The sequence below is a fragment of the Arthrobacter zhaoguopingii genome (assembly GCF_009828605.1).
GTDB classification, from domain to species: Bacteria; Actinomycetota; Actinomycetes; order Actinomycetales; family Micrococcaceae; genus Arthrobacter_D; species Arthrobacter_D zhaoguopingii.
In genome coordinates, this window is record NZ_WIAE01000013.1 from 1 (window position 1) to 24,924 (window position 24,924).

Here is a 24,924-nt window from a genome sequence, read left to right on the forward strand (position 1 = left end):
CGGCGGCCAAGGGCCGCCGGCTTCTCCTGCTGATGCTGCGTGCTGGTTACCAGCTGGACTTGGTCACACCGGGCAGTTCGCCGCGGTGGGCCATGTCGCGGAAACGCACACGCGAAATGCCGAACTTCTGGAGCGTTCCGCGGGGGCGGCCGTCGATCTGGTCGCGGTTGCGGAGACGCACGGGGGAAGCGTTGCGCGGAAGCTTCTGCAGGCCGAGGCGTGCGGCTTCGCGGGCGTCGTCCGAAGCGTTTTCGTCGACAAGGGTCTTCTTGAGCTCGAGGCGCTTTGCAGCGTAGCGCTCAACGATCAGCTTGCGCTGCTCGTTGCGGGCAATCTTTGACTTCTTTGCCATTCTTTAGCGCTCCTCTCGGAATTCGACGTGCTTGCGGATCTTGGGGTCGTACTTCATCAGGACCATGCGGTCGGGATCGTTACGACGGTTCTTCCGGGTCACGTAGGTGTAGCCGGTTCCGGCGGTGGACTTCAGCTTAATGATGGGACGTACGTCCTTATCCTTTGCCATTAGAGCTTCACTCCCCTCGCCTGGATCTCGGCGACGACGGCGTCAATGCCCCGCACGTCGATGGTCTTGATGCCGCGCGCAGAAACCTGCAGCGTGACATTGCGCCGCAGGGACGGAACCCAGTAGCGCTTCTTCTGAATGTTCGGGTCGAACCGGCGCTTCGTGCGGCGGTGCGAGTGCGAAATGCTGTGTCCAAAGCCGGGCTCGGCTCCGGTCACTTGGCAGTGGGCTGCCATAACTCTCCTCCAGTTAGATGATCGTGACGGAATCACTTGTGAAGCGTCCCGCCACCAGTAATGACACCGTTATTACTGCAGCTTTCCGGAGGTGGACCTGGCAGGGTGAGAACCTGCCGAGGCGCCTCGCCGCGGGGAAGACGGTGAAGATTCGGCGCCGCGGGTCGATGTCCCGGCGGCGGCCTAATATTCCAGGTGGTTACGGGTAGCTGTGCCACTTCCGCCGGGGCGGGAGCGACTCAACCAAACGCCATACCATACTACGTGCCGTCCGGCTCAGCGCCAAACCGGAAGGGGGAGCCTTTTTCGCACCGTGCGCGCCCCGCGCGCCCGCTCTCCGGGCGGAGTCCTCAGGTGTGCCCGTCCTCGCCGAGAATCCAATGGTCGGCCTGGATGGCGGCGAGGATTTTCCGTCCCACCCGCTCAAGGTCGGCGGTGTCGCGTTTATCCAGGGAGTCGAAGACCAGCTCGCGCACCTTGTCGACGTGCTTCACTGCCAGGCGCTGGACGGCATCCATCCCCTCCGCGGTCAGGACCGCGGTGGTGACCCGTCCGTCGTGGGTCGAGGGTCTGCGCGAAAGCCAGCCGCGCGCCTCGAGCTTCTTGGCCACATGGCTGAGGCGGGACAGCGAGGCGTTGGAGCGGGCGGCGAGCTCGCTCATGGGAAGGCTCTCGTCCTCGGACTCGGAGAGCATCGCCAGCACGTGGTAGTCGAACAGGGTGATGCGGGCCTCGCGGAACAGGTGGGCGTCAAGGGTTCCGGGCAGCAGCGTCGAAACAGCGTACAGCGCAAGCCACGCCCGCCGTTCGTCGGGGGTGAGCCATCGGGGCGGTGCCATGGGCCTATCCTGACACATGCCGGGGAGCGGACCTGTTCCCGCAGCCGGGGGCGGAACCCGGCTCACCGGACAGGAGCCCCGGACCAGTCGGGCTGGCTCAGCGCAGGGTACTTCGCCGTGAGGTTATCGCCCGAGGAAACACCCCGCAGCCGCCGCCCCACCCACGGGGAGAGATAGTCGCGTGCCCACTGGGCGTCCGCCCGGAGCTGATTGAGCCGGGTCAGCGCGGGCCGGGCGTCGAGCTCCGGGAGGTCGACGCTGTGGGAGGCCTTGAGGGTTTCGAGGACCTTCCGTGCCATGAGCAGGTGGCCCGCCGTGGCCATGTGCATCCGGTCGGCGTCCCAGTAGGACCAGTTCCGGAATTCGCGCATCCGCCAGTAGTCGACGATGTCGGCGCCGCGGTGGTCGGCGATTTCGCGGAGCAGCTCGTTGTAGACGGCGGTGCGGCCACGGGTTTTGGCGAAGACGGCGGAGGCGGAGGAGTCGAATCCGGTGAAGACGAGGACCGCCGCGCCGGTGGCGGCGAGCCGGGCGATTCCGGCGTCGTAGTGCTCCATCAGCGCATCGATGTCAACGCGCGGGCGCAGGATGTCGTTGGCGCCGGCGTAGATCGTCACGAGGGTCGGCTGCAGCAATACGGCGTCGTCGATCTGCTCCTCGAGGATCTGGCGCATCCGCTTGCCCCGGATGGCGAGGTTGGCATAGCCCCAGGAGCTGTCGGCCAGGATGAGCTGCTGTGCGACCCGATCGGCCCAGCCGCGCACCCCGTTGGGGCTGCCCGGGTCCGGGTCGCCGACACCTTCGGTGAAGGAATCGCCGAGTGCAACATACCGCTGGGAAAAATCCATCAGCAAAGGTTATCGCGTCTGCCAACGGCGGCACAGCCCGGGTAGGCTCGTGCCAACCCGTGACAGGCGGGGCCCGACAGGCGACTGGAAAGGAATCCATGACGACCACCGACCGTGCCGGCAAGCGGGCCGCGCTGATCCTCAATCCGATCAAGAACACCGGAGCGGACGCCCGGGAGATCGTGGAGCGGGTTTCGTCCGAGGAGGGCTGGGAGGCACCCCTGGTGCTTGAGACCACGGTCGAGGATCCGGGCCACGGACAGGCGCAGGAAGCACTGCGCGCGGGCGTCGAGGTCGTCATCGCGGCCGGCGGCGACGGCACGGTGCGGTGCGTGGCCGAGGAACTGTCGGGCACCGGGACCGCAATGGCCCTGGTGCCGCTGGGCACGGGCAACCTGCTGGCGAGGAACCTCGATATTGCCGTGGACAACCCGGAGGAGGCCGTCGATACGGCGTTCCACGGGACCGAACGGAGGATCGACGTCGTGCACGTCACGGTGGACCGCGCGCAGAAGGCCCACGTCTTCCTCGTCATGGCCGGCCTCGGCTACGACGCCGCGATTATGTCCGACACCCGGGACGACCTCAAGGACAAGGTGGGCTGGCTCGCCTACGTCGATGCCGGAATCCGGAACCTTCCGGGGAAACCGGCCCGGACCACCATCACGATCGACGGCGGACGCCCCTTCGACCGCCGCCTGCGCAGCGTGATGGGCGGCAACTGCGGCAAGATCATGGGCGGCCTGGAGATCTTCCCCGGGGCCAAGATCGACGACGGGCTGCTCGACCTGATGACGGTCGCGCCGCGCGGGCGGTTCGGCTGGCTGAATGTGGCGGGCAAGCTCTTCGCCAAGGGCAAGGGCAAGGATCCGTCGCTGGAGTACTACCAGTGCAGCCGGGCCGAGGTGCAGCTCCACGAGCCGCTCGAAGTGCAGCTCGACGGCGACCCGCTGGGTAAGGCGACGCACATGTCCTTCGAGATGAAGCCCGAGTCGCTCCGGCTGCGTATGCCCTACGGCCGCAAGGACCCGGCGATCCTCAGCAATCCCCTGCCGTAGGCGGCCGGCAGGGGCGGGTTCCGGCCTAGAGCCAGGGCAGGGGGTCGACCTTCTCGTCGTTGACGAGGACCTCGAAGTGCAGGTGGCACCCGGTGGAGTTTCCGGTGGTGCCGACGGCCCCGATCAGCGCGCCACGGGCGATGGCCTGGCCCGTGCTGACGCCGATCGAGCTGAGGTGATTGTAGGTGGACTTGAGCCCGTCACCGTGGTCGATCACGATCCGCTGTCCGCCGCCGTAGGCGTGCCAGCCGGCGTCGACAACAACTCCCTTGTCCGAGGCCTTGACGGGGGTTCCGCACGCTCCCGCGTAGTCGACGCCAGTGTGAAGTTCGGGCGCGTAGCCGCCGAGCGGGTTCACGCGGTAGCCGAAGGTCGAGGCGACGCTCAGGTTCTCGAGGGGCGCCGAGAGGGTGGGCTTGTCGCCGGTGCGGGCGATCCCGGTGGAGAGGGTCTTGGCCGTGGCGCCGGACTTGGTCATTGCCACGCCGGCTACTTTCTGGCGGCTGAAGTCGATGTCGGCGGCGGCGTCGGCGGTGATCTGCGGCAGGGACGCGGCCGGGGCGGCCTGGACCGTGGAGGTCTTGGTGTCCATTGAGGCCGGGGCGGGGACGGCGCCCATCACCAGGCCCGCGCCGACGGCGGCCAGGCCGACGACGAGGGCTCCGGCGCGCATCCGCGGAAGGAGGCCCGCCGGCTTGGTGTCGGCGGCCGCCGTGCGGCGCAGCTCGCGCCGGCGGACCGGCAGCGGCTCGGGCCGCAGCGAGCGGCGGGTCGGGAAGGCTGGGACGGCTTCCGGTGCGGCGGGAGCCGGTGTTGCTGAAGTGGCGCTGAGGACAGCTGCGGACGCGCGGCGGCGTCCGGGCAGGGCCGGGTTGGTCAAGTTCAATGCCTCTCTGCGACGCCAGCGAAGTTAGCTGTCGGGTTCGAGCAAGAGTCGACTCGGCCCCACTGCACAGGGCCGGCACCCTGCATGCCCCCTCTAGCGGGCATGCAGGCATCCGGTCCGCTGTGTGCGGACAGTTCAATGCAGTGAAGGCTTCACCCCGAAGACAGCGGTGTGCTGCCGGGAAGTGGGTCCTCCGCCCCTGTCATGAGGTGGGTCAGGGCGGTCCGCTGACAGGGCTGGGCGTACGGACCAGGGAATACACGGTGTTGAGACTTCAAGCAAGTTTACTCATCTTGCCGGAAGTTACAATTCCGTTATATTCCACCGGGCGTGTCGGCAGCAACACGCCGTGCCGCTACGCAGATTCGGACCTGCCGCGGCGCCAGTACCCCATGAAGGCGACCTGCTTCCGGTCGATGCCCACGTCGCGGACCAGGTACCGGCGCAGCTCCCGGACCATCGAGGCCTCCCCCGCGATCCAGGCATAGAACGGCTGGGACCCCGGCGGGCGTTCGGCGGTCGAGGAGGCCGCGGCGGAGAGCGCCTGGGGGGTCTCCCAGAGGATGGTGCGGTCGACGTCCACCTCCTCGGGTTCGGGCCCGGGGGCGCCCTGCCGGTCCGGGGCGGACCCGGCCAGGACGGCCCAGCCGGGTGGGGGAAGGGCGCGGCGCACGGCCTGGGTCAGGAGTCCGCCGTGCTCCACGCGTCCGCGCACGAGCCAGGTGACCTCCACCGAGGAGGGGGTTTCAAGGGGCTGGATGTCCGCTGCGTCGGCGACTTCGAGGAAGGCCTGCCCGCCAAGATCCGGTGGCAGGGATTCGAGGATTGCGCTGATGGCCGGGACCGCCGTCTCGTCCCCGGCCAGGAGAACCGAGCCCGCCAGTCCGGGCTTCCACTCGATGCCGCCGTAGGCGCCGGCGGTTGCACACCGGGCGGCCGCCGCGTTCGGGCCGATCAGGCACAGCGTCGCCCCGGGGGCCGCACCGGCAGCCCATCGAGCGGCCGGCCCGGCGCTGCCGTCCGCGTCGAAGTGCAGGACGAAGTCCACGTCGATTTCGGGCGAGGGGCCCTGGCAGCGGGACGCTCGAACGGTGTAGGTGCGCATGACGCCGCGTTCGGCCGGGTCAAGGCCGAGCCAGCGCTGGTACCAGCCGTCGCCGGCTCCGCGCAGAAGTTCGCCGGGGAGGTCGACCGTGCCGCCGCCGGGCGGAGGGATGATGACCTTGATCCGCAGGTCGCAGGTCGGGCCGTTCACGCCGAAGTCCCGCAGGCAGTCCCCGCCGAACGTGATGCGCTGGAAGTTCGCGCCGATCCTTTCAACCTTCTTCACCTCGACGTCGAAGGCGAGCACCGGGGGAACCGCCGGCGCGGTCCGGGCCGGGCGCCGGGTGGTTTCGGTCATGACGCCGCCCCGGCGCGGGCCCCGGCGGGCACGGGCGCGGCGTGATGGCGGCCCACCGGGACCACGAGGGGGGTTCCCGCGACGGGGTCGGCGATGACGGTGCATTGCAGGCCGAAGACCTCACGCACCAGGCCGGGCGTGACGACGGCGTCCGGCGGGCCCTGCACCGCGAGGCGCCCGTCTTTGAGCACGATCAGGTGGTCGGCATAGCGGGCGGCGAGGTTGAGGTCGTGGAGCACCATGGCCACAGTGGTTCCGGCGCCCCGGTTGAGGTCGGTGACCAGGTCGAGCACCTCGATCTGGTGGGCGACGTCGAGGAAGGTGGTCGGCTCGTCAAGGAGCAGGATGTCGGTCTGCTGGGCCAGTGCGAGGGCGATCCAGACGCGCTGCCGCTGGCCGCCGGACAGCTCATCGACCGGGCGGTCGGCGAAGGAGAGCGTGTCCGTCACCCTCAGGGCCTCGGCCACGGCGGCGTCGTCCCCGGGGGTCCAGCGTCGGAACCAGCCCTGGTGGGGGTAGCGGCCGCGGCCGACGAGTTCCGCGACGGTGATGCCCCCGGGCGGAACGGGCGCCTGGGGCAGCAGTCCGATGGTCCGGGCCACGGCGCGGGAGGGGAGGGAGCGGATGTCCTGCCCGTCGAGCAGCACCGACCCGCCGGAGGGTCGAAGCAGCCGGGCCAGGCCCCGCAGCAGCGTCGATTTTCCGCTGCCGTTGGCACCGACGATGGCGCTGACCCTGCCCGGCGGGAGCGCCACGGTGAGCCCGTCCACCACCTTCCGCTCGTCATAGCCGAGCGTGATGGAGCGCGCCTCAAGCGTGGAGGGTACTCGCGGGGTATCAGCCATGTCAGCCTCCCTGGCCGGATCGGTTTACGGATATCAGCAGCCAGAGCAGGACCGGCGCCCCGAGGGCCCCGGTGAGGACACCCACCGGAAGGGAGGTGCCGGGGATCAGGTTGGCCGCAACGAAGTCGGCGGCCAGGACGAGGACGGCGCCCACCAGGCCTGCAAGGGCGAGGGAGGGCGGTCCGCCCACAAGGCGCCGGGCGATGGGCCCGCAGAGGAAGGCAACGGCGGCCACCGGACCGGCCGCGGCGGTGGACACGGCGGCGAGGCAGGCGCCGGTCAGGATCAGGGCGGCCCGGGAGGCCTCCACCCGCACCCCGAGTCCGGCGGCGGCGTCATCGCCGAGCTCAAGGAGCTGGAGGATGCGCGAGAGCACCAGGGCAGCGGGGACAAGGAGCACCAGGGCGCCCCCGAGCAGGACGGCACGGTCCCAGTTGCTTGAATTCAGGGATCCGGTGAGCCAGACCAGCGCCTCGGCCGCCGTCCGGAGGTCGGCGCGGGTCAGCAGGAAGTTCACCAGGGCGTGGAGGACAGCAGCGAAGGCGATGCCCACGAGGATCAGCCGGTACCCGCCGAGGCCGCCGCGGCGGGCGGTCAGGTAGATGGCGGCAGCCACCGCCAGGCCACCGGCGACCGCGGCGAACGACACCGCCGCCCCGGAGGCTCCGAAGAGAACGATGGCTGTCACCGCACTTGCACTGGCCCCGTAGCTGATGCCGATGACGTCGGGGCTGGCCAGGGGGTTGCGGAGCAGAGTCTGGAAGATCGTCCCGGCCATGCCGAAACCGAGCCCCACGAGGACGGCAATCAGGGCGCGCGGCAGCTTGTTCTCGAGCACGATGAAGCTGGCCCCGGGGATCTGTGCCCCGCCCAGGATGCGGAAGAAGTCGGGCACGGTGACCGTGTAGGAGCCAAGGAGCACCGAGACGGCGAACAGGACGACGACGGCCAGCACCAGCGCACCGGCCCGGACGCTGCGGGCCCGCCGCCGTGCGGCGCGCCCCGCAGCCAAGACTCCTGCAAGGTCTCCGGCGGCGGTTCCGGACTCGGCCGTGCGGTCAGGCCGCCGACCGGCCTGGGTCGAGGCGCTCACAGGTCCGCAGCCTTCCGGCTGCGGATCAGCACCAGGAAGACCGGCGCCCCGACGAGCGCGGTCAGAATGCCCACCTGGATCTCCCCGGGCGGGAGCAGGATCCGGCCCAGGATGTCGGCGCCCAGGAGGAGCACCGGACCGAGGACCGCGGAGAAGACCAGCACCCACCGGTAATCGGGGCCGGCCAGCAGCCGGACGAGGTGCGGGACGACCAGGCCGACGAAGGCGATCGGGCCGGCCACGGCGGTGGCCGCCCCGCACAGGACCACCACGCCGAGCGCCACGCCCGCCCGGGCGAGGGCTACCCGCTGGCCCAGGCCCCGGGCGACGTCGTCGCCGAGGGCGAGCGCATTGAGTATCCGGCCTGTGCACAGGATCAGGACCAGCCCGGCGGCGAGGAACGGTGCGGCGGTGCCGAGCACCTCGAAGCCGCGGCCGGAGAGGGTGCCCACCTGCCAGAAGCGGAACCGGTCGAGGGTTTCCTGCTGTGAGACGAGAATGGCGTTGGTCATGCTGCCCAGCCCGCCGGCCAGGACGGCCCCGGCGAGGGCGAGTTTGATGGGGGTTGCGCCTTCGCGGCCGAGCGCGGCGACCGCGTAGACGGCTGCGGCCGCGGCGGCGGCCCCGGCGAAGGCGAACCAGAGGTACCCGGAAGGCCCGCTGACGCCGAAAAGGTGGATCCCGGCAACCACCGCGAGGGCGGCCCCGGCGTTGATGCCCAGGATGCCCGGGTCGGCCAGGGGGTTGCGTGCCACGCCCTGCATGGCGGCACCGGCGGCGGCGAGGGCGGCCCCGACGAGCAGCCCGGCAATGGTGCGGGGGACCCGGGATGCCACCACGGCGTGGTCGCCGTTGGCCGCGTCGAAGGCCGTGAGCGTCTGCAGGAAAGTGTCAAGCCCGACCGGACGGGCACCCAGGGTGAGGGAGGCGACGCCAATCAGGGCGAGCGCGGCGGCCGCGGCGAGGAGCTTTCGTTTCCGTCCGCCCGGCGCGCGCCCCTCCACTACGGAGGCGGCCCCTGGCAGCGCGGTCGCTCGCACTGCCATCTGCGTTTCTCCTCAGCCACGGGATTGGTCTGAGGTAAGGCTAGCCTACGCTGGAGGGGATTAGGAAACGGAGCCGTACCCTAATCCCCTCCGGTCCGATCCATGCAGTCCTATCGGTGGAGGGACTCCCGCTCGTATTTGTTGCGCAGTTCGCGCCCGTCATTGACGAGCTTGAGGGTCTTCTCTTCCTTCTTGTCGGTGGCCTTGGTATCGCGCGGCGGGAGCTGAATGGTGTCCTCCGCCTCGATGCCGGCCTGGAGCTGGCGTCCCCGCTCCACCTCGGCGTCGAACTCGGCGCCGAACAGCAGGGAGATGTTCGCGATCCACAGCCACAGCAGCAGCACGATCACGCCGGCGATGGCGCCGTAGGTCTTGTTGTAGCTGCCGAAGTTCGCAACGTAGAAGGAGAAGGCCGTGGTGGTCAGGGCCAGGACGATCAGGGCGATGAAGGCACCCATGCTCATCCAGCGGAACTTGGGCTGCTTCACGTTCGGAGCACCGTAGTAGAGGATGGCGATCATCACGACTGCGAAAGCCACCATGACCGGCCATTTGGCGATGTTCCAGACGGCTACGGCCGCCGCACCGAGGCCGATCGTATTGCCGACAGCCTCCGCGACAGGCCCCGACAGCACAAGCATCAGGGCCAGGGCAACGATGAGGATCAACACGGTCACGGTGATGGCAAGCATGATCGGGCGCAGCTTCCAGAAGGGCCGCCCCTCCTGCACTTCATACACCCGGTTCATGGCGCGGGCGAAGGCGCCGACATACCCGGAGGCCGACCAGATGGCGCCGAGGATACCGACGACCAACGTGAGCCCGGCGGCGTTGGAGGAGGCGAGTTGGTCGACGACGGGCTCAATGGTGTTGACGGCGTCTGCCGGGGCGAACCGCTCAACGAGGCCCATCACCTGGGCGGTGGTCGCCTCCGCCTGGCCGAAGACGCCCAGCAGGGAGACCAGCGCAAGGATGGCAGGGAAGATTGACAGCACGGCGAAGAACGTAAGGGCAGCCGCAAGATCGGTGCACTGGTCCTTGCTGAACTCACTCACGGTCCGTTTGAGGATGTAACCCCAGGCCGGCTTGGCGAGTTCGGTCGGATCATCGGGCTTGCGCGAATCGTCAGGGTCCGGGGCGTTCTGGGCCTTGAGGCGCGTCGCCTCCTCCTGAGTCCCTGCCTCAGATGCGTTCTTGCTGTTCACTGCTACCTCCACCTACGTGCCTGGCTGCAGACGTACGGCTGGCCGCCGCTGCACTGTCTCCCCGTAACTGCACCATAAGCTTACTTACTAGTCCAGTTGGATGAACAGCCACTACGGTGTAACAAAGCGACGAGAAGGAGCGGTCCCCATGCGTATTGCCGTCATCGGAGCCACCGGAAATGTCGGCACTGCCGTGCTTCGGCGGCTCCACCGGGCGGCCGCTGACCGTGCGGCGGCCGGGCATGCCGGGCTCCTCTCGATCGTCGGAATCGCCCGGCGGCGCCCCGACGAGTTGGCCCTGCCCTACAGCGGCGTCGAGTGGCACACCCTCGATGTGGGCACCGACGAGGGCCGCCGTCGACTCCCCGGCGCGCTGGCCGGCGTCGACGCCGTCATCCACCTCGCCTGGGCTATCCAGCCGAACCGGGACGAAGCCGCTATGCACAGGACCAATGTGCTGGGCACCGAGAACGCCCTGCGGGCCGCCGGGGAAGCCGGCGTGCGGCAGTTTGTCTGCGCCTCCTCGGTCGGGGCCTACTCCCCCTCCGGCAAGTCCGTCCGCAGGGACGAGTCCTGGCCCACCGGAGGAATCACCACCTCGCACTACAGCCGGCACAAGGCGGAGCAGGAACGGCTGCTTGACCGCTTCGAACTCGACTACCCGGAGATCCCCGTGGCCCGGCTGCGGCCGGGCCTGATCTTCCAGACAGGGGCCGGCAGCGAGGTCGGCCGGTACTTCCTCGGTCCGCTCATCCCGAAGGTGTTCCTCGGCCGGGTCGCTCCGCCCGTGGTGCCCATTCCGGACCGGATGGTGTTCCAGGCCGTCCATGCCGACGACGTCGCCGACGCCTACTGGCGCGTCGTCGACCGGCGGGCCTCGGGCGCGTTCAACATCGCGGCCGCGCCGGAGCTCACCCCCGCCCGCGTAGGGGGACTCCTGGGCGCCCGGCGCGTCCTGAACGTGCCGGTGGCCCTGCTGCGGGCCGTCGTGGGGGTGAGCTGGTCCCTCGGCGTGCAGCGGACGGACCCGGGCTGGGTCGACATGGCCGCGCAGTCGCCGGTGATGAGCACCGACCGGGCCGCCGCGGTGCTGGGCTGGAGTCCCGAGCACTCCTCGATCGAGGCGATGGCCGCCATCCTTGCGGGGATGCGGGGCGGAGGGGGCCACCCCGCGTCGCCCGCGCTCTACCCGCGGAACGGCCGGCCTCCGGAGGGCAGCTAGGAGGCGCCCCCGGCCGGGACCGGCGAGCCGGCGGCTGCGGCCCCGATGCCGGCGGGCAGCTGGCCCGGGGCGGCCGGGAGGGTGACGACGAAAACGGCGCCGCCGGTGGGCGGGGATTCGACCTGGATGTCCCCGCCGTGGCTTTCGACGATCCGGCGGCAGATGGCCAGCCCGAGTCCGGTGCCCGGGGCGCGGGACGCGCCGTTGGGGGACCGGTGGAACTCGGTGAAGATGCGCTCGCGGTCCCCGGCCGGCACCCCGATCCCGTTGTCGGCCACGGCGATCCGCGTCCAGCCGGTCTCGGGGTCCTTTTCCGAGGTGACCGACACCACGGCCGTGCCGTTGGTGGGCCCGTACTTCACCGCGTTGCCAATCAGATTTTCCATCAACTGGGTGAACAGCCGTTTGTCGGCGTAGACGTCGCTGCGCAGGTCGAGCCGGAAGTCGACCGGCGGGGCATCCGATTCGGCAGGCAGGGCCGCGCGCAGGTCGACGATCGCCGAGACGACGGCGTTCACGTCGACTGGTCCGGGGGTGAGCTTGTCCGCCTTCGCCAGGCTGTAGTCAAGCAGCGCCCGGATCTGGCTGCTCATGCGCAGGCTCGCCCGGCTCAGGCGCCGGACAACGCTTGCGCGTTCCTCCTCGGTGAGATCCTCGTCCTCCAGGATTTCGAGCCATCCGTCGAAGACCGTCAGCGGAGTGAGCAGGTCGTGGGCCACCACCGAGGCGAAACGGGCAAGGTCCTGCTGGTGCCGCCGCTCGACCGTGACATTGTGGAAGACGATGACCGCGCCCTGACCGGCCGGCAGCGGCACGGCGTCGACGGAGAGGTGGAGCAACTCTCCGTCTGGCAGATGAAGATCGATGCTCTCCCGCTCCACGGTCTCCCCCGCGAGGGCACGGTTCAGCGGGAGCTCCTCCTCGGCCAGCGGCACGCCGGCCGTCGTCCGGAAGTCATAGCGCGCGGTCCAGGGCACGTCCGAGCGCAGCCGGGTCTCCCCCACCCAGCGGGCCCCGGCTGTGTTGTGCACCAACACTGCGCCGGCGGCGTCGACGGCGATGACGCCGTCGTACATCTTCTCGATCACGACGTCGCGGAGCTGGGTCGCGGCCTGGGCTTCCCGGTGTGCCTCGGACAGGCTGGCGATGAGGCGCAGCCGCTCCTCGCCGTTGAGGGCCAGGACCGCCGAGACCGAGAAGGCGACAAAGGTGAATGCCTGGGCCACATAGGCCGCGGCATCCGCTGGCAGGGTGGCGAAGGGACCGTTGCCGGAGATGGTCAGCCAGACCAGAAGGGTGCCGCTGGCCAGGCCGTGCGCCATCGCCCAGCCGGTGGTCAGGCGCAGGCCCGCCCAGATGTTCGCCGGAAGGGTGACGAAGGCGATCGGCAACGGATTCGAGGGCACGAAACTGACGATGTAGAGCAGCGCGGTGGCCCCTGCCAGAGCGACAAATTCGACCCACCGGCGGGCCGAGGGCCGGGCGGGCGACGGTCCGGGCACGGTCCGGGTGGCCACCAGCGCCAAGCTTCCGAACGTGACAAGGGAGACGGCGTTACGGACAACCCAGGGCGAAAAGCCCTGGAGAACGGTGAGGCCCGAACCTGCCGCATAGGCGCCCGCCGCGATGACGGCGCCGCCGATCACCGAGGCGATCACCGCCGCCGCGGCCAGGCCCAGATACTCCCCCACGCTCTGCTGGGTCCGCGTAGGAACGAACCGGGTGAAGAGGAACACGGCGGCGAGCGCCTGCACCGGGTTGCCGAAGCCGGTGATGAGGGCGGCATCCGGGGGCAGGCCGGTGAACCCGTTGAGCAGGGAGGTGAGGACGAAGATGCCCGTCAGGGCCAACGCCACGCCGACGCGGCGGGGCCAGGCCCACAGCACCCAGAGGAAGCCGGCCCCGGCCGCGGGCCAGGCCAGGGCGTAGCCGCTGGATTCGAACTGGGTGCCCCTGCCGATGTAGACGGCCGTGACCAGGGCTGCGGCGAAAAGCACATGGAGAACCGCCGGAGGCAGCGCCGCCATCCGTTGCACGGGCCCTGTGAGCTGCCCTTCCCGCACCTTTTCCTCCAGAGATCTGTCCCCGGCGGGCCGCACGGGCCCGCGGCCCGGCGCGCCGCTGCGAACCGGTGGCATCCAGCCTAACGGCTCACTGCAGTCAGTACAGGAAGATTGGGAACAACCAGCGGTTATGGGCGTGGAGCAGCACCAGGAACAGCACGAAATCGAAGAGGAGGTGGACGCTGACGATGTAGGAGAGCGACTTGGTGCGCGCGAAGATCCAGCCCTGGATCACGGCGAAGGGATAGATCAGGAAGGGGCCCCAGGCGTGGAATCCGAGGTCCCACAGGAAGGAGGTGAACACCACCGCCTGCAGCAGGTTGGCCTGCCATTCCGGCAGGTGCCGGCGCAGCAGCGTGAACAGCGTGCAGATGAAGAACAGTTCGTCCCAGATTCCCAGGACGTTGGTGCCCAGGAACAGTTTGAAGATGTCTGTGCCGTCGCTGGCCGCCGGCCAGTTCCGGTACACCCCGGTCGGGATCATGTACACGGGCAGGATCAGGTACCCGATCACGACGACGGCGGCAAGGTACCACCGTTCGGTCCGGGACCACTTCGAGCCGGTCAGGACCGGGAAGCGGATGGCGTGGTCCCGGAAGACCCAGCGGGAGACGGCGTAGGGCAGCCCGACAGCAAGGACCATCGCGGCCCCCATGACGGCCATGTGGCCGATGCTGATGTCCGTGGTGATCGGGACGGTGCTGATGATGGTGATGCCCAGGGCCGCGAGCCCGACGTCCTTGAGCAGGGGGCGGCTGATCAGGGCGGCCGCAGCGACCGCGGCGGCGAGCAGGAGATACCCCGCCACCCGGTACTCGAGGGCAAAGAGGAGGAACCCTGACAGGACGGCTGCGATGGCCGGAACCAGGTTCAGCGCGGAGTGCCGGACGATCGGTTCTGCCGTCGTAGAGGTGCTCACACATCGAGCGTACTCCCGGCGGCCGCGGGAGTCATGGCCTTGAGGTGCGGGGGGATCCACGACAGGATAGCGGAACATCTGCCGTCCACCCAGGGAGTGCCTCATGGACTACACCTACGACGTGCTCGTCATTGGAGCGGGGCCTGCGGGCATGGCCGCCGCCGCGCGCGCCGCCGAGCTGGGGGCGCGCACGGCGGTGGTTGAGCGCTCGGCCCTGGGCGGAACCTGCGTGAATTCCGGCTGCGTTCCCACCCGTGTCCTGGCCAAGACCGCCCGGCTGTTCCGCGAGGTCCGCACCGCCCACGACTACGGCATCGTTGTCGCTGAACCGCAGGTTGACTGGCCCACCACCGTCGACCGGGTCCGCGCCACTGTTGAGCGGGTCCTCGCCGCCAAGGGGTACCCCGCGCTCATCGACCGGCTCGGCATCGATCTGCTCGCGGGGGATGCCTCCTTCACCGGCGAACACACGGTGGCCATCGGAGACCGATTGGTCAGCGCCCGGTCGATCATCCTGTGCATCGGGGGCAGCGCGCGGCGCCTTCCCATTCCGGGGGCCGAGGCAGCAGTCCTGCCCCATGAGGTGCTTTCCATGCCGAAGCTTCCGGCGTCGGTCGCGGTGATCGGCGGGGGCCATACCGGCGCCCAGCTCACCACGATCTTTCATGCCCTTGGATCGCAGGTGCTGCTCCTCGATGTCGCCCCGCGGATCCTGATGACCGAGGACGCCGATGTCGCGGCGGCCGTCACCGAGGGTTTCAGCGCACGGGGGGTCCGGGTGGAAACCGGCATCGCCGGGATCGACGCGATTCGGCCCTCGGACGGCGCGCTGAGGTTGTCCTGGCGCAGCGGCGGGCAGTCCGAGGAGATCTCCGTGGAGTCCGTGGTGATGGCCGCGGGGTGGCCGGCGAACCTCGACGGGCTGAACCTTGAGGCTGCCTCCGTCGAGTCGACCCGCACCGCCGTGCCGGTCGACGACTACCTCCGCTCCAACGTGCCGCACATCTTTGTTGCCGGGGATGCCAACGGATCGAGCATGCTCGTACAGGCGGCCGTGTTTGAAGGTGAGACCGCCGCAGAGAACGCGGTGCTGGGGGCCAACCGCACCACCCCGCACCACCTGCTGCCCGAGGGCGGATTCACCGACCCCGACTATGCGGGGGTCGGCCTCACCGAGGCCCAGGCGCGGGCCCGCGATTCCCAGTGCCACGCCGTCGTGCTGCCCTACGCCGCGGTGGAACGCCCCATCATCGATGACCGCGAACAGGGCTTCCTCAAGCTGGTGACCGACCGGCACCGGGAGCTTATCCTCGGCGCCCACTCCGTCGGGGAGAACGCGGTGGAGGTCATCCAGGCGGTGGCCGCGGCGATGGCCGCCGGCACCGACCTCGCAACCCTTGCACGGGTGAAGTTCGCCTACCCGACCTACAGCGCCGTGATCGGCCAGGCTGCCCGCGCGGCCCTGCGGTCCTGAGACCCGGACTTTTCGCAACCCGGCGGCACCCTGACGCCCGGACGGACCCGCTGATAAAATGGAAACGCTTTCCATCTGAGGGAAGGCACGTTCTCCACCTCCGGATCAGGGAGAGACATGAACACGACCGGCAGAAAATTCACAGCCACCGAGGAATCGACGAGCAAACACCCACAGGACTGGGGCCGCGCCATGGCCGTAGCCATCTGCCGCCTGGGCGAGATGGCACGCGACGCCGGGGACGACTTCGAGCACGAGGCCCTCCTGGGCGAGGACCTTCACCTTTTCGTCAACGAGACGCACGACGGCGTCAATATCACCATGTCGTGGACACCGAAGCGGGAGGCGCCGAAGGAGCGTATGGAGGAACCAGCGCAGCCCGCCGGCTGAGATCCTAAGCAGACTTACCTTTCTCGGGGTAGGCTAAGGAGCACCACCACCCGCTGGTCAACCCGGAGGAAAAGATGTCCGCAGCGAATCCCGACCCGAAGGACGACAACCTCACCGGGCTGGAGCCCGGCGGCGGGGTGCCACCGGGGGAAACTCCTCCCGGCGAGGCGAGCACCGCCGCGCAGCAGGGCCACGGCGAGGCCGGGCCCTCGAAGGGCTTCTCACGCATCTGGCTCGCCGTCACCGGCATCATCGTCCTGCTGTTTCTGCTGTTTTTCGTCGGCTATATTGCCAACTTCTTCTGACCGGCTCCCGCCCCGGCCTAGAAGGACTTTTCTCAAGCGGCCTTAGCTTAGGCTAGCCTTACTTCTGTCCTGATCGAAAGACCCCGAAGGGTCACCCAAGAAGTCAAGGAGCCCCATGGCCCCCCTCCGCACGCGCGCCCTCCTGGCGGCCGCTGCCGTCCTGTCCGTCTCGGCCTGCTCCACCGGCCCCGCGTCCGGAGAATCGGCAGGGTCCGGCGGGAACGAGGCTGGGGCGGATGCGTTCCCCGTCACCATCGAGCACGCCTTCGGCGAAACCGTCCTTGAGGAAAAGCCCGAGCGGGTGGCGACGGTCTCCTGGGTCAACGCCGATGTCTCGCTCGCCCTCGGTGTGGTTCCGGTCGGGATGCCCACTGACACCTACGGCGGGAACGACCAGGGCTCGACCCCGTGGAAGGACGCGAAACTGGAGGAGCTTGGCGCCCCGATCGGCAGCGACGACGCCCCCGTCCAGTACTCGGAGACCGACGGCCTCCCCTTCGATGACATCGCGGCCACCGACCCGGACGTCATCCTCGCCGTCTATTCCGGGCTGTCGCAGGAGGACTACGACACGCTCAGCGACATCGCCCCGGTCGTGGCCTACCCCGAGACCGCCTACGGCACGGCGTGGCAGGACTCGACCCGCCTCGTGGGAGAGGCACTGGGCCTGCCCGAGCAGGCCGAGGACCTTGTCGCCGACACGGAGAAGGCCATCGACGACGCCGCGGCCGACTACCCCCAGCTTGAGGGGAAGAGCTTCATTTACGGCACCCTCGACCCCGCCGGAGCGGAGCCGGTCAGCCTCTACACCGCCAACGACAACCGCCCCCGGTTCCTGTCCTCGCTGGGCATGAAGCAGGCCGAGGTCATCAGCAGTGCCGCGGAGGGTTCCGACGAATTCTTCATCCCCTGGTCGGCCGAGCGGGCCAACGAACTCGAATCCGATGTCTTCGTCACCTGGGTGCCTGACGAAGCCACGAAGGACGCCGTTGCCACCGACCCGCTGCTCGGCCAGATTCCGGCCGTCAAGTCGGGTGCGCTCGTGGCCGACAGCGACAACACCCTCACCCTCTCGATCTCCGCGGCCAGCCCCCTGAGCCTGCCCTGGGCCCTGGAGAAGTTCCTGCCGCTGCTGGGCGATGCGGTGGACAACGCCGGATAGCCCCGGAGGGCGCCGGGACGGGCCATTGCCCATCCCGGCGATCTGGGCTGAAATGGTAAAAACGAACGGAGCAGCCATGGCCCAGCTTGATATCAACGAACTGCAGGACGCGACGGCGTGGGACAGCGAGGGCACCAAACTCGGTGCCGTCAATGAGGTCCACCTTGAGAAGTCCTCGGGAGCGCCGGGCTGGGTCACCGTCTCGCTGGGCCTGCTGAACACCCGGGAGCACTTCGTTCCGCTTGCCGGCTCGCGTTTCGAGGGAGGAGACCTCCACCTCGGGTGGACCCGGGACAGAATCAGCGACGCCCCCGACGTGGCCAGCGACAAGGAGCTCTCCGCCGAAGAGGAACGGCTGCTGGGCGACTATTACGGGCTGTAGCGGCAGCCGCGGGCGGCGCGGCGGCCGGTCAGTGCGCCGTCAGCGCGTCTCGGCCTCCCGGGCCCTGCGGGTGGAGGCGTCGTTCGCCTTCTGCAGCGCGTCGACGAGTTCGCTCTTGGTCATCGTCGACCGGCCCGGTACGCCGAGCCGCTTCGCCAGGTCGTAGAGGTGTGCCTTGGAGGCGTTGGCGTCAACCCCGCCGGCCGTGTCTCGGGAGGAGTCGGCACCGCCTTCGGCCCGGGCATCGGAAGGGCCGTTCTTCTCCTTCGGCTCCCAGTGATCGCCCACCTTCTCGTGGGTGTGCTTCAGCGCCGCGAACGCGGTGCGGTGCGCCCGCTCACCGTCGCCGTACTGCTCCTCGGCTGACTCCAGGGTCCGGGCGAACGTGGCCCGGGCGGCACCGCCCGACCGCTGCAGCGTGCTGGGCAGCTCGTTCTTCGTTACCCTGCGCTTTCCCTTGTCTCCTGCCATCGGTGTCCCTCCTCCGGGAGCGTGCCTCAATCCTAGGCCGGTGCCGACTGCCTGTCCGGGTCGGCGAGCCGGGCGAGGTAGCGGACGAGTTCCCGCGGGCCCGAGAGCGGCGCCCCGGCCTCCACAACGGCGTTGTAGTTGGTGTTCGTGTTGACGTCGTAGGTCACCACCCTCCCGTCGACGGTCTCGATGAACTCGATGCCGCACACCTCAAGGTGGTTTCGCCGGGCAAAGTCGGAGTACGCGGCGATGATCGGGGAGTCGAACCCCTCTCTTCGGGAAAATAGCTGCTGGCCGGGTTCCGGCGCGATAGTGGCTCCCGGCGGCATAACCGGCCGGCCCGTCACCGGGTCGATGGCGCAGGCGTCGGCGGGGCAGAGCTGGAACCCGCCGCGCGCGGTGTCGGCCTTGATCGCGTAGATAAAGCTCCCGCCGACGAGCTCGACGCGGGTGATGAAGGGCTCGGCGGCCTGCAGGTATTCCTGCACCAGGGTGATTCCGTCCTCGGGCTCCTCGAAATCCGGGGACGCGACGTAGTCGGCCAGTTCGGCGTGGGAGTCGAACTTCCGCACCCCCAGTCCCTTGCCGCCCTGGTTGTGTTTGAGGATGAACGGCGCCTCGAAGGCCTCCGCAGCTTCGAGAATGCGCCGCCGTCCGATGGCCGCCACTGTCCGGGGCGTGTCGATCCCCGCGGCCCGAAGCGCCGTGAGCTGGTCCACCTTGCTCATCTCCAGCTCGAGCACGCGCCGCCCGTTGACCGTCCGGCGTCCGGAGGCCTCAAGCCAGGACAGCACCGCGCGGGCGTAGTCCTTGGACAGTCCGTGGCCGCGGGTGTGGGCCGAGGCGCTGATCCGGGACCAGAAGATCCCTTCGGGCGGCACGCCGTCCAGGTCGAGCACTCCATCGGTGAGCACCCACTCCACCACCTCGACGCCCTCCTGTTCGAACGCCCGGGCGAAGGGCGGAAACCAGTCCGGATTTTCATGGAGCGCGTAGATGGTCTTCATGGGTCCTCCCGCGGCGTGGGTGATCGGGTTCCGCCCATCCTAGCCGGGCGCGGGATCCCGCCGGCCCGGCGGGCCCGGGGCGGTGGGCCTCCTAGACTGGACCCATGACTGCAACACTCGTGGCCAAGTCCCTCGCCGGCGGCCGCGGCCACCGGATCCTGTTCACCGACCTCGACCTCACGGTGTCCCCGGGAGAGGTCGTCGGGGTGGTCGGGGCGAACGGCGCGGGGAAGTCTACGCTGCTGCGGTTGCTGGCCGGCGCCGACGCTCCCGCCGCCGGTTCGGTGCGCACGGCCCCCGCTGACGCGTTCGTCGGCTGGCTGCCCCAGGAGCACGAGCGGATCCCCGGGGAGACCGTCACTGCCTATCTGGCCCGCCGGACCGGGGCGACCGCCGCGACGGCGGCCATGGAGGAGGCGGCGGAGGCGCTGGGCTCGGGAACCCGCCAGGCGGAGGACACCTATGCGGCCGCGCTCGATCACTGGCTGGCCTCCGGCGCCGCGGACCTCGAGGAGCGCATCCCGCCGGTGCTGGCCGACCTCGCGGTGGGTGTGGCCCCGGACGCCCTCATGACCTCCCTGTCGGGCGGCCAGCTTGCCCGCGTCGCCCTGGCGGCACTGCTGCTCAGCCGCTTTGATCTGGTGCTGCTCGATGAGCCGACCAATGATCTTGACCTCGACGGCCTCGCCCGCCTTGAGTCCTTCATTCAGAACCTCCGCGGCGGTGTCGTGCTTGTCTCCCATGACCGGGAGTTCCTGGCCCGCTGCGTCACCACGGTGGTCGAACTCGATCTGGCCCAGAACCAGGTGGCCGTGTACGACGGCGGGTACGACGCCTTCCTCGAGGAGCGGGCCGTGGCCCGGCGCCACGCCCGGGAGGCCTACGAGGAGTTCGCCGACCGGAAGTCGGACCTCCTGGCCCGGGCCCGGACCCAGCGGGAGTGGAGCTCCCAGGGTGTGCGCAACGCCATGAAGAAGAACCCCGACAATGACAAGATCCGCCGCCGGGCCAGCATGGAGTCCTCCGAGAAGCAGGCCCAGAAGGTCCGGCAGATGGAGTCGCGCATCGCCCGCCTCGATGAGGTGGAGGAACCCCGCAAGGAGTGGCAGCTGCAGTTCAGCATCGGCGCCGCCCCGCGGTCCAGTTCGGTCGCGGCGACCCTGAACCAGGCGACCGTCCGGCGGGGCGCTTTCACGCTCGGCCCGGTGTCCCTGCAGGTCAACGGGGGCGAGCGCATTGGCATCACCGGGCCCAACGGTGCCGGGAAGTCCACCCTGCTGCGCCTCCTGCTCGGCCACGAGGCCCCCGCGGAGGGCACGGCGGCCCTGGGCGCCAGCGTGGCCGTGGGCGAGATCGACCAGGCCCGCCGTCTGCTGGACGAGGAGGCGCCCCTGGGGGACGCGTTCGAACGCCTGATGCCGCAGCTGAGCCAGGCCGAGGTGCGTACCCTTCTGGCGAAGTTCGGCCTGAAGGCTGACCAGACCGGGGCCCGGGTGGGCTCACTCTCGCCCGGCGAACGGACCCGGGCGGGGCTGGCGCTGCTTCAGGCCCGCGGGGTCAACCTCCTGGTCCTCGACGAACCGACGAACCACCTCGACCTTCCGGCCATCGAACAGCTCGAGTCGGCCCTCGAGGGCTACACCGGGGCCCTTCTCCTTGTCTCACACGACCGCAGGCTGCTGGAGAACGTCCGCCTTGACACCCGGTGGGAGGTCGACGGCGGCCAGGTGCGGGTCCGCCCCGCCTGAGCCGGCCCCGGGACACCTCCGAGCGCGGGGTCCGGCTAGCTCTCCGGGTCGTACCCGAACTCGCGGAGCTCCTGCGGGCAACGGCAGACCACCGCGATCCTTCGAGCCCACTCGAGCGCGTCCCTGCGCGTCGGCAGTTCGAGCACGAGGAACCCGCCCGTGAGCTGGGAGCCCGGATAGAGTTCGGTGCCCACCGAGCCGTCGGCGGAGACCAACACGGGATCGACCTGCTCGTTGATCCCCCCGCCGAAGACGTAGACTCCGGCATCCTTCGCCTCCTGGATCACGGCGTGGGATTCGGCGGAGACGATCGGGAAATCCTCGGCGCTGACCACCATGGCTTCGCTCGGGAAGGAGATGAGGTACTTGGTCATGTCCCGATGGTGCCCCGCCGGCGGGCCGCCCGCAACTGGTGGAGGCGCATCGAGGACCGGCGTCCGATGAGCCGTCCCTCTCCGCGTCGCGGGTACCGCTAGCGGCCGGGCTCGCGGGCGAGGGCCTTGTCGTGCTCGGCGTGCGCCCTGCCGATGAGCTCGAGGAACTCGGTCTCGTTGCGGATCAGGCGCTTGTACTTCTCCGGAAGCCGCTTCAGGTCGGCCTCCTCGGCGCACAGTTTGGCGTAGATCCGTTCGCGCTCGACAATGTCCGTCTCGTAGTTGAGGTCGAGGTAGTCGGTGGCATGGCGCCGGGCGCCGGAGACGGCGTTCTTGGCCTTGCCCTTGGGGCTGTAGACCGAGGCCAGGACCGTCACCAGGAGGACTCCGAGGATCACGGTCAGGGACACCCCGGTGCCGACCTCCACCACAGGCACCTCCTCGCCGTCGTTGATGAAGGGGAGGTTGTTCTCGTGCAGCGCGTGCAGGATCAGCTTGACGCCGATGAACCCCAGGATCACGGCCAGGCCGTAGGAAAGGTAGATCAGGCGGTCAAGCAGCCCGTCGATGAGGAAGAACAGCTGGCGCAGGCCCATCAGGGAGAACGCCGTGGCGGTGAAGACAATGAACACGTTCTGCGTGAGCCCGAAGATCGCCGGGATGGAGTCCAGCGCGAACAGGATGTCCGTTCCGCCGATGGCGATCATGACCAGCAGCATTGGGGTGAGGACCCGCTTGCCGTTCTCGATGGTGAACAGCTTGTCGCCGTCGTAGTGCTTGGACGCGGGGAGGAACCGCCGGGCCAGGCGCACCATCGCCGGCTCGGTGTCGTCGTCGTGTCCGCCGGGCTTCAGCAGGTTCCCGGCGGTGAGGAGCAGGATCAATCCGAAGATGTAGAACACCCAGGCGAACGAGTTGATCAGTGCCGCACCGAGGAAGATGAAGCCGGTGCGTGCGATGAGGGAGAAGACGATGCCGAACAGCAGCACCTTCTGCTGGTCGGCCCGCGGTACGCGGAAACTGGACATGATGATCAGGAACACGAACAGGTTGTCCACGGACAGCGCTTTTTCGGTGATGTAACCGGCGAAGTACTCGGTGCCCGCGGTGGGACCGCCGAACACCAGGACCCCCAACCCGAAAAGGACGGCGATTCCCACATAGATGGACGACCAGATCGCCGATTCCCGCAGCGTCGGCGTGTGGGCCTTGCGGACGTGGAAGAAGAAGTCGAAGGCCAGCAGGCCCACGATTCCGATGCCCGTGACGACCCAGACGAAAAACGGAACATCCATCCGTACGTGTTTCCTTCCCAGAGGCTGAGCGCCGGCTCACGGCCGGCAGGCTTCAACGATACTGGGACGGACTTACCCGGCGCCTCCGGATCGGGAAACATGACGGAGCCCGCAGGGGTGCGGGCACCGCTGCGGGCTCTGTTGGATGCCGGGTCCGGATGGGCCACCTGGGTGGAGCCGGAGGCGGATCACCGCCCCCGGCCGAACCCCGGTGCTACCACCGGTGGGCCACGTCGACCACGAGCCGTGAGCCGGTCCCCGGCGTGTCAAGGGTGAACACGCGGTAGGGAAGCCGGGCGCGCACGCCCAGCCCGAAGGTGGTCTCCCCTTCGAAGCTGCCCACGTAGGCGATCTGCCGGAAGGTGCTGTACCCGGCCGTGCTCACCACATCACTGCGGTTGAAGGGCCGGTAGGTTGCATTACCACGGGCGTCATAGGCGGGAGCCTTGACGCGGATCGAGAGGTCCGCCGCACCGCGGAGCGGTACAGGCGCACCGGACCCGGGCGCATGGACGCTCCGGGCATAGCGGACGTCGTAGCCGACCCGCTCCCCGCGCAGGTCGATCACCATCCGGTCGAAGCACGCGTGCCGGCCGGCACGCACGTTGGTGATCGGCGCCGTCGGTTGAGCAGCGGCCGTCTTGGGCAGTGAACCCCAAGTGATGCCGCAGTAGGCAGCCGACGCCGGCCCAGGAGCCGCGATCCCCAGCCCCGCCGCGAGTGCAAGAACTGCAAGCGCGGAGGACGATTTCTTCTTGAGATTTTTCATTACACACCATCTAAGGTTGCGGAATAGGTGCAATTATGGTAGCGCCGACTCGAAAGGAAGGATCCGGCGCCCGGCAGGTTGGCGCCGGATTGTTATTGTGGCTTCATGACCGGACTCCCCGTCGCCCTCGTTACGGGCGCCTCCCGCGGCATTGGCCGTGCCATCGCCGCCGAGCTCGCCCCCACCCACCACCTCCTGCTGGGCGGACGCGATTCCGCCGCCCTGACGGAACTGGCCGCCGGTCTTCCCTCCGCAGGCATCTTCGCCGCGGACCTTCAGCATCCGGCGGAGGTGGAGCAGGTCTGCGCGGCCATCGGGCGGCTCGACCTGCTCGTCCACTCGGCAGGCGTCCTGCGGGGAGGTGCCATCGCGGACCTGTCCGACGACGCGTGGCGGGAAAGCTTCGCGGTCAACCTCTTCGCCGTGGTTGGCCTGACCCGGCGGCTTCTTCCGGCCCTGCGCGCCTCGCGCGGTCAGGTGATTGCCATCAATTCGGGGTCCGGCTACACCTCGGGGCCCGGATCGGCGGCCTACAGCGGCACCAAGTTCGCCCTGCGCGCCTTCACCGACGCCCTCCGCGAGGAGGAGCGCCGGCACGGGGTGCGGGTCAGTTCGATCCACCCGGGCCGGGTGGCCACCGACATGCAGGAGGAACTGCACCGGCTTGAGGGCAAGGAGTACTCCCCCGAGGACTGGATCCAGCCGGCTCAGGTGGCCAAGGCCGTGCGGCTCGCCGCCGACGCCTCCCGGGAGGCGACCATCGAGACGCTGAGCATCCGTCCGTCCGGGATGGTCTGAGGCTTCGGGACCTGCGGCCCGCGTCGGTCCCGGCCGGCCCGGGCCGGCCGGGCGACTACTGCTCAGGCGCGCGCGGGTTCGGCCAGCAGCGCGTCGATCTGACCCATCGCCTCCCTGCTCCCCTCCTCCATGCCCATCTCCAGCATCTGCTGCAGCTGTTCGGCGCTTTCGAAGGAGGTCACCGTGGTCATCCGGGTGCGGCCCTCGACGGTCTCGAGGGTCATGACGCTGTGGGTGGCCCCCATCTTGTCGTCCGGCACACCGTTTTCGTCGGCGAATCCGTCGTCGTACTCAAGGCGGCGGGGTGCATCGATGGCAGTGATCTTCCACCAGCCGTGGAACTTCTCCCCCTCGGGACCGGTCATATAGTAGCTGGCGGACCCCCCGGGCACAAATTCATGGCGCTGGAAGGTTGCGGGGTAGGTCGGCGGACCCCACCAGCGCTCGAGCTGGCGCGGGTCCTCCCAGACCTGCCATACCCGCTCGACGCCGGCGTCGAACTCGGCGACGAAGGTGAGGCTGAGGGCCTCCGGGTCCTGGTGCGAAGAGATGAATGTCATGGGA

Annotated in this window: 28 protein-coding genes and 1 riboswitch; of the genes, 9 read left to right on the top strand and 19 right to left on the bottom strand. The window is 69.2% G+C overall.

Annotation, left to right across the window (positions count from 1 at the left end):
• Window positions 1-46 precede the first annotated feature (46 nt).
• The 5 genes from rpsN to GVV77_RS14815 all read right to left on the bottom strand — a co-directional run bounded on the left by rpsN (window position 47) and on the right by GVV77_RS14815 (window position 2,446).
• The gene (gene rpsN, locus GVV77_RS14795) at window positions 47-352 is read right to left on the bottom strand and encodes a 30S ribosomal protein S14 (RefSeq protein WP_120167570.1); all 306 of its coding nucleotides are present in this window, start codon (window positions 350-352) and stop codon (window positions 47-49) included.
• 3 nt (window positions 353-355) lie between these two features.
• A complete protein-coding gene (gene rpmG, locus GVV77_RS14800) occupies window positions 356-523 on the bottom strand; it encodes a 50S ribosomal protein L33 (RefSeq protein ID WP_019481734.1) in 168 nt (55 codons plus the stop codon).
• Window positions 523-759 (bottom strand): 50S ribosomal protein L28, encoded by a 237-nt coding sequence (rpmB, locus tag GVV77_RS14805; RefSeq protein WP_026545364.1) that lies wholly within the window; start codon window positions 757-759, stop codon window positions 523-525. Before rpmB ends, rpmG begins: the two co-directional genes overlap by 1 nt.
• Before the next feature lie 350 nt (window positions 760-1,109).
• Entirely contained in the window at window positions 1,110-1,598 is a 489-nt protein-coding gene (locus GVV77_RS14810; RefSeq protein ID WP_159619642.1) for a MarR family winged helix-turn-helix transcriptional regulator, read from the bottom strand.
• 62 nt (window positions 1,599-1,660) lie between these two features.
• On the bottom strand, window positions 1,661-2,446 hold the full coding sequence (locus tag GVV77_RS14815) for an SGNH/GDSL hydrolase family protein (RefSeq protein WP_159619643.1): 786 nt from the start codon (window positions 2,444-2,446) through the stop codon (window positions 1,661-1,663).
• 98 nt (window positions 2,447-2,544) lie between these two features.
• Here GVV77_RS14815 and GVV77_RS14820 point away from each other — a divergent pair, with 98 nt between their 5' ends.
• Window positions 2,545-3,504, top strand: coding sequence for a diacylglycerol/lipid kinase family protein (locus GVV77_RS14820; RefSeq protein WP_159619644.1), 960 nt, complete (start codon window positions 2,545-2,547; stop codon window positions 3,502-3,504).
• Between the two features lie 25 nt (window positions 3,505-3,529).
• Here the strand turns inward: GVV77_RS14820 and GVV77_RS14825 are convergent, their stop codons facing one another.
• The 6 genes from GVV77_RS14825 to GVV77_RS14850 form a co-directional block, all read right to left on the bottom strand.
• Complete coding sequence (locus GVV77_RS14825) at window positions 3,530-4,384, bottom strand: M23 family metallopeptidase (protein WP_159619645.1); 855 nt, start codon at window positions 4,382-4,384, stop codon at window positions 3,530-3,532.
• Between the two features lie 4 nt (window positions 4,385-4,388).
• Window positions 4,389-4,622, bottom strand: a riboswitch (cyclic di-AMP (ydaO/yuaA leader).
• Window positions 4,623-4,745: 123 nt separating this feature from the next.
• Entirely contained in the window at window positions 4,746-5,792 is a 1,047-nt protein-coding gene (locus tag GVV77_RS14830) for a siderophore-interacting protein (RefSeq protein ID WP_159619646.1), read from the bottom strand.
• A complete protein-coding gene (locus tag GVV77_RS14835; RefSeq protein WP_159619647.1) occupies window positions 5,789-6,637 on the bottom strand; it encodes an ABC transporter ATP-binding protein in 849 nt (282 codons plus the stop codon). The genes GVV77_RS14830 and GVV77_RS14835 overlap by 4 nt, the downstream gene beginning before the upstream one ends.
• Window position 6,638: 1 nt before the next feature.
• Window positions 6,639-7,649 (bottom strand): FecCD family ABC transporter permease, encoded by a 1,011-nt coding sequence (locus GVV77_RS14840; protein WP_159619754.1) that lies wholly within the window; start codon window positions 7,647-7,649, stop codon window positions 6,639-6,641.
• Window positions 7,650-7,726: 77 nt separating this feature from the next.
• The gene (locus GVV77_RS14845; RefSeq protein ID WP_159619648.1) at window positions 7,727-8,776 is read right to left on the bottom strand and encodes a FecCD family ABC transporter permease; all 1,050 of its coding nucleotides are present in this window, start codon (window positions 8,774-8,776) and stop codon (window positions 7,727-7,729) included.
• Between the two features lie 110 nt (window positions 8,777-8,886).
• A complete protein-coding gene (locus tag GVV77_RS14850; protein ID WP_159619649.1) occupies window positions 8,887-9,981 on the bottom strand; it encodes a YihY/virulence factor BrkB family protein in 1,095 nt (364 codons plus the stop codon).
• 148 nt (window positions 9,982-10,129) lie between these two features.
• Between GVV77_RS14850 and GVV77_RS14855 the strand changes: the two genes are divergently transcribed.
• Window positions 10,130-11,203 carry an NAD-dependent epimerase/dehydratase family protein gene (locus tag GVV77_RS14855; protein WP_159619651.1) on the top strand — a complete coding sequence of 358 codons (1,074 nt, stop codon included), beginning with the start codon at window positions 10,130-10,132 and terminating at the stop codon, window positions 11,201-11,203.
• On the opposite strand, the gene GVV77_RS14860 is transcribed toward GVV77_RS14855, so the two are convergent.
• A complete protein-coding gene (locus tag GVV77_RS14860) occupies window positions 11,200-13,266 on the bottom strand; it encodes a sensor histidine kinase (protein ID WP_159619653.1) in 2,067 nt (688 codons plus the stop codon). The genes GVV77_RS14855 and GVV77_RS14860 overlap by 4 nt on opposite strands.
• A 97-nt stretch (window positions 13,267-13,363) precedes the next feature.
• Window positions 13,364-14,185 (bottom strand): CPBP family intramembrane glutamic endopeptidase, encoded by an 822-nt coding sequence (locus GVV77_RS14865; RefSeq protein WP_246199852.1) that lies wholly within the window; start codon window positions 14,183-14,185, stop codon window positions 13,364-13,366.
• A gap of 103 nt (window positions 14,186-14,288) precedes the next feature.
• On the opposite strand from GVV77_RS14865, the gene GVV77_RS14870 reads away from it, so the two are divergent.
• The 5 genes from GVV77_RS14870 (at window position 14,289) to GVV77_RS14890 (ending at window position 17,898) form a co-directional block, all read left to right on the top strand.
• Window positions 14,289-15,659 carry a dihydrolipoyl dehydrogenase family protein gene (locus tag GVV77_RS14870; protein WP_159619655.1) on the top strand — a complete coding sequence of 457 codons (1,371 nt, stop codon included), beginning with the start codon at window positions 14,289-14,291 and terminating at the stop codon, window positions 15,657-15,659.
• Window positions 15,660-15,776: 117 nt separating this feature from the next.
• Window positions 15,777-16,049, top strand: a complete 273-nt coding sequence (locus GVV77_RS14875) for a hypothetical protein (protein WP_159619657.1) — start codon at window positions 15,777-15,779, stop codon at window positions 16,047-16,049.
• A gap of 74 nt (window positions 16,050-16,123) precedes the next feature.
• Window positions 16,124-16,354: a DUF6480 family protein gene (locus GVV77_RS14880; protein WP_159619658.1), complete on the top strand. Its 231-nt coding sequence runs from the start codon at window positions 16,124-16,126 to the stop codon at window positions 16,352-16,354.
• Between the two features lie 115 nt (window positions 16,355-16,469).
• Window positions 16,470-17,516, top strand: coding sequence for an iron-siderophore ABC transporter substrate-binding protein (locus GVV77_RS14885; protein ID WP_159619660.1), 1,047 nt, complete (start codon window positions 16,470-16,472; stop codon window positions 17,514-17,516).
• Window positions 17,517-17,592: 76 nt separating this feature from the next.
• Window positions 17,593-17,898, top strand: coding sequence for a PRC-barrel domain containing protein (locus GVV77_RS14890; RefSeq protein ID WP_159619662.1), 306 nt, complete (start codon window positions 17,593-17,595; stop codon window positions 17,896-17,898).
• Between the two features lie 39 nt (window positions 17,899-17,937).
• On the opposite strand, the gene GVV77_RS14895 is transcribed toward GVV77_RS14890, so the two are convergent.
• Complete coding sequence (locus GVV77_RS14895; protein ID WP_159619664.1) at window positions 17,938-18,369, bottom strand: ChaB family protein; 432 nt, start codon at window positions 18,367-18,369, stop codon at window positions 17,938-17,940.
• 32 nt (window positions 18,370-18,401) lie between these two features.
• The gene (locus tag GVV77_RS14900) at window positions 18,402-19,376 is read right to left on the bottom strand and encodes an ATP-grasp domain-containing protein (protein ID WP_159619666.1); all 975 of its coding nucleotides are present in this window, start codon (window positions 19,374-19,376) and stop codon (window positions 18,402-18,404) included.
• A gap of 104 nt (window positions 19,377-19,480) precedes the next feature.
• Here GVV77_RS14900 and GVV77_RS14905 point away from each other — a divergent pair, with 104 nt between their 5' ends.
• Complete coding sequence (locus tag GVV77_RS14905; protein ID WP_159619668.1) at window positions 19,481-21,124, top strand: ABC-F family ATP-binding cassette domain-containing protein; 1,644 nt, start codon at window positions 19,481-19,483, stop codon at window positions 21,122-21,124.
• A 35-nt stretch (window positions 21,125-21,159) separates the two neighbouring features.
• On the opposite strand, the gene GVV77_RS14910 is transcribed toward GVV77_RS14905, so the two are convergent.
• The 3 genes from GVV77_RS14910 to GVV77_RS14920 all read right to left on the bottom strand — a co-directional run bounded on the left by GVV77_RS14910 (window position 21,160) and on the right by GVV77_RS14920 (window position 23,562).
• The gene (locus GVV77_RS14910; RefSeq protein ID WP_159619670.1) at window positions 21,160-21,498 is read right to left on the bottom strand and encodes a YciI family protein; all 339 of its coding nucleotides are present in this window, start codon (window positions 21,496-21,498) and stop codon (window positions 21,160-21,162) included.
• 98 nt (window positions 21,499-21,596) lie between these two features.
• Complete coding sequence (locus tag GVV77_RS14915; protein WP_159619672.1) at window positions 21,597-22,793, bottom strand: TerC family protein; 1,197 nt, start codon at window positions 22,791-22,793, stop codon at window positions 21,597-21,599.
• Window positions 22,794-23,007: 214 nt separating this feature from the next.
• On the bottom strand, window positions 23,008-23,562 hold the full coding sequence (locus GVV77_RS14920; RefSeq protein WP_159619674.1) for an AMIN-like domain-containing (lipo)protein: 555 nt from the start codon (window positions 23,560-23,562) through the stop codon (window positions 23,008-23,010).
• Between the two features lie 105 nt (window positions 23,563-23,667).
• Here GVV77_RS14920 and GVV77_RS14925 point away from each other — a divergent pair, with 105 nt between their 5' ends.
• Complete coding sequence (locus GVV77_RS14925) at window positions 23,668-24,360, top strand: SDR family oxidoreductase (RefSeq protein ID WP_159619676.1); 693 nt, start codon at window positions 23,668-23,670, stop codon at window positions 24,358-24,360.
• 62 nt (window positions 24,361-24,422) lie between these two features.
• On the opposite strand, the gene GVV77_RS14930 is transcribed toward GVV77_RS14925, so the two are convergent.
• Complete coding sequence (locus GVV77_RS14930; protein ID WP_159619678.1) at window positions 24,423-24,920, bottom strand: SRPBCC family protein; 498 nt, start codon at window positions 24,918-24,920, stop codon at window positions 24,423-24,425.
• Window positions 24,921-24,924 lie beyond the last annotated feature (4 nt).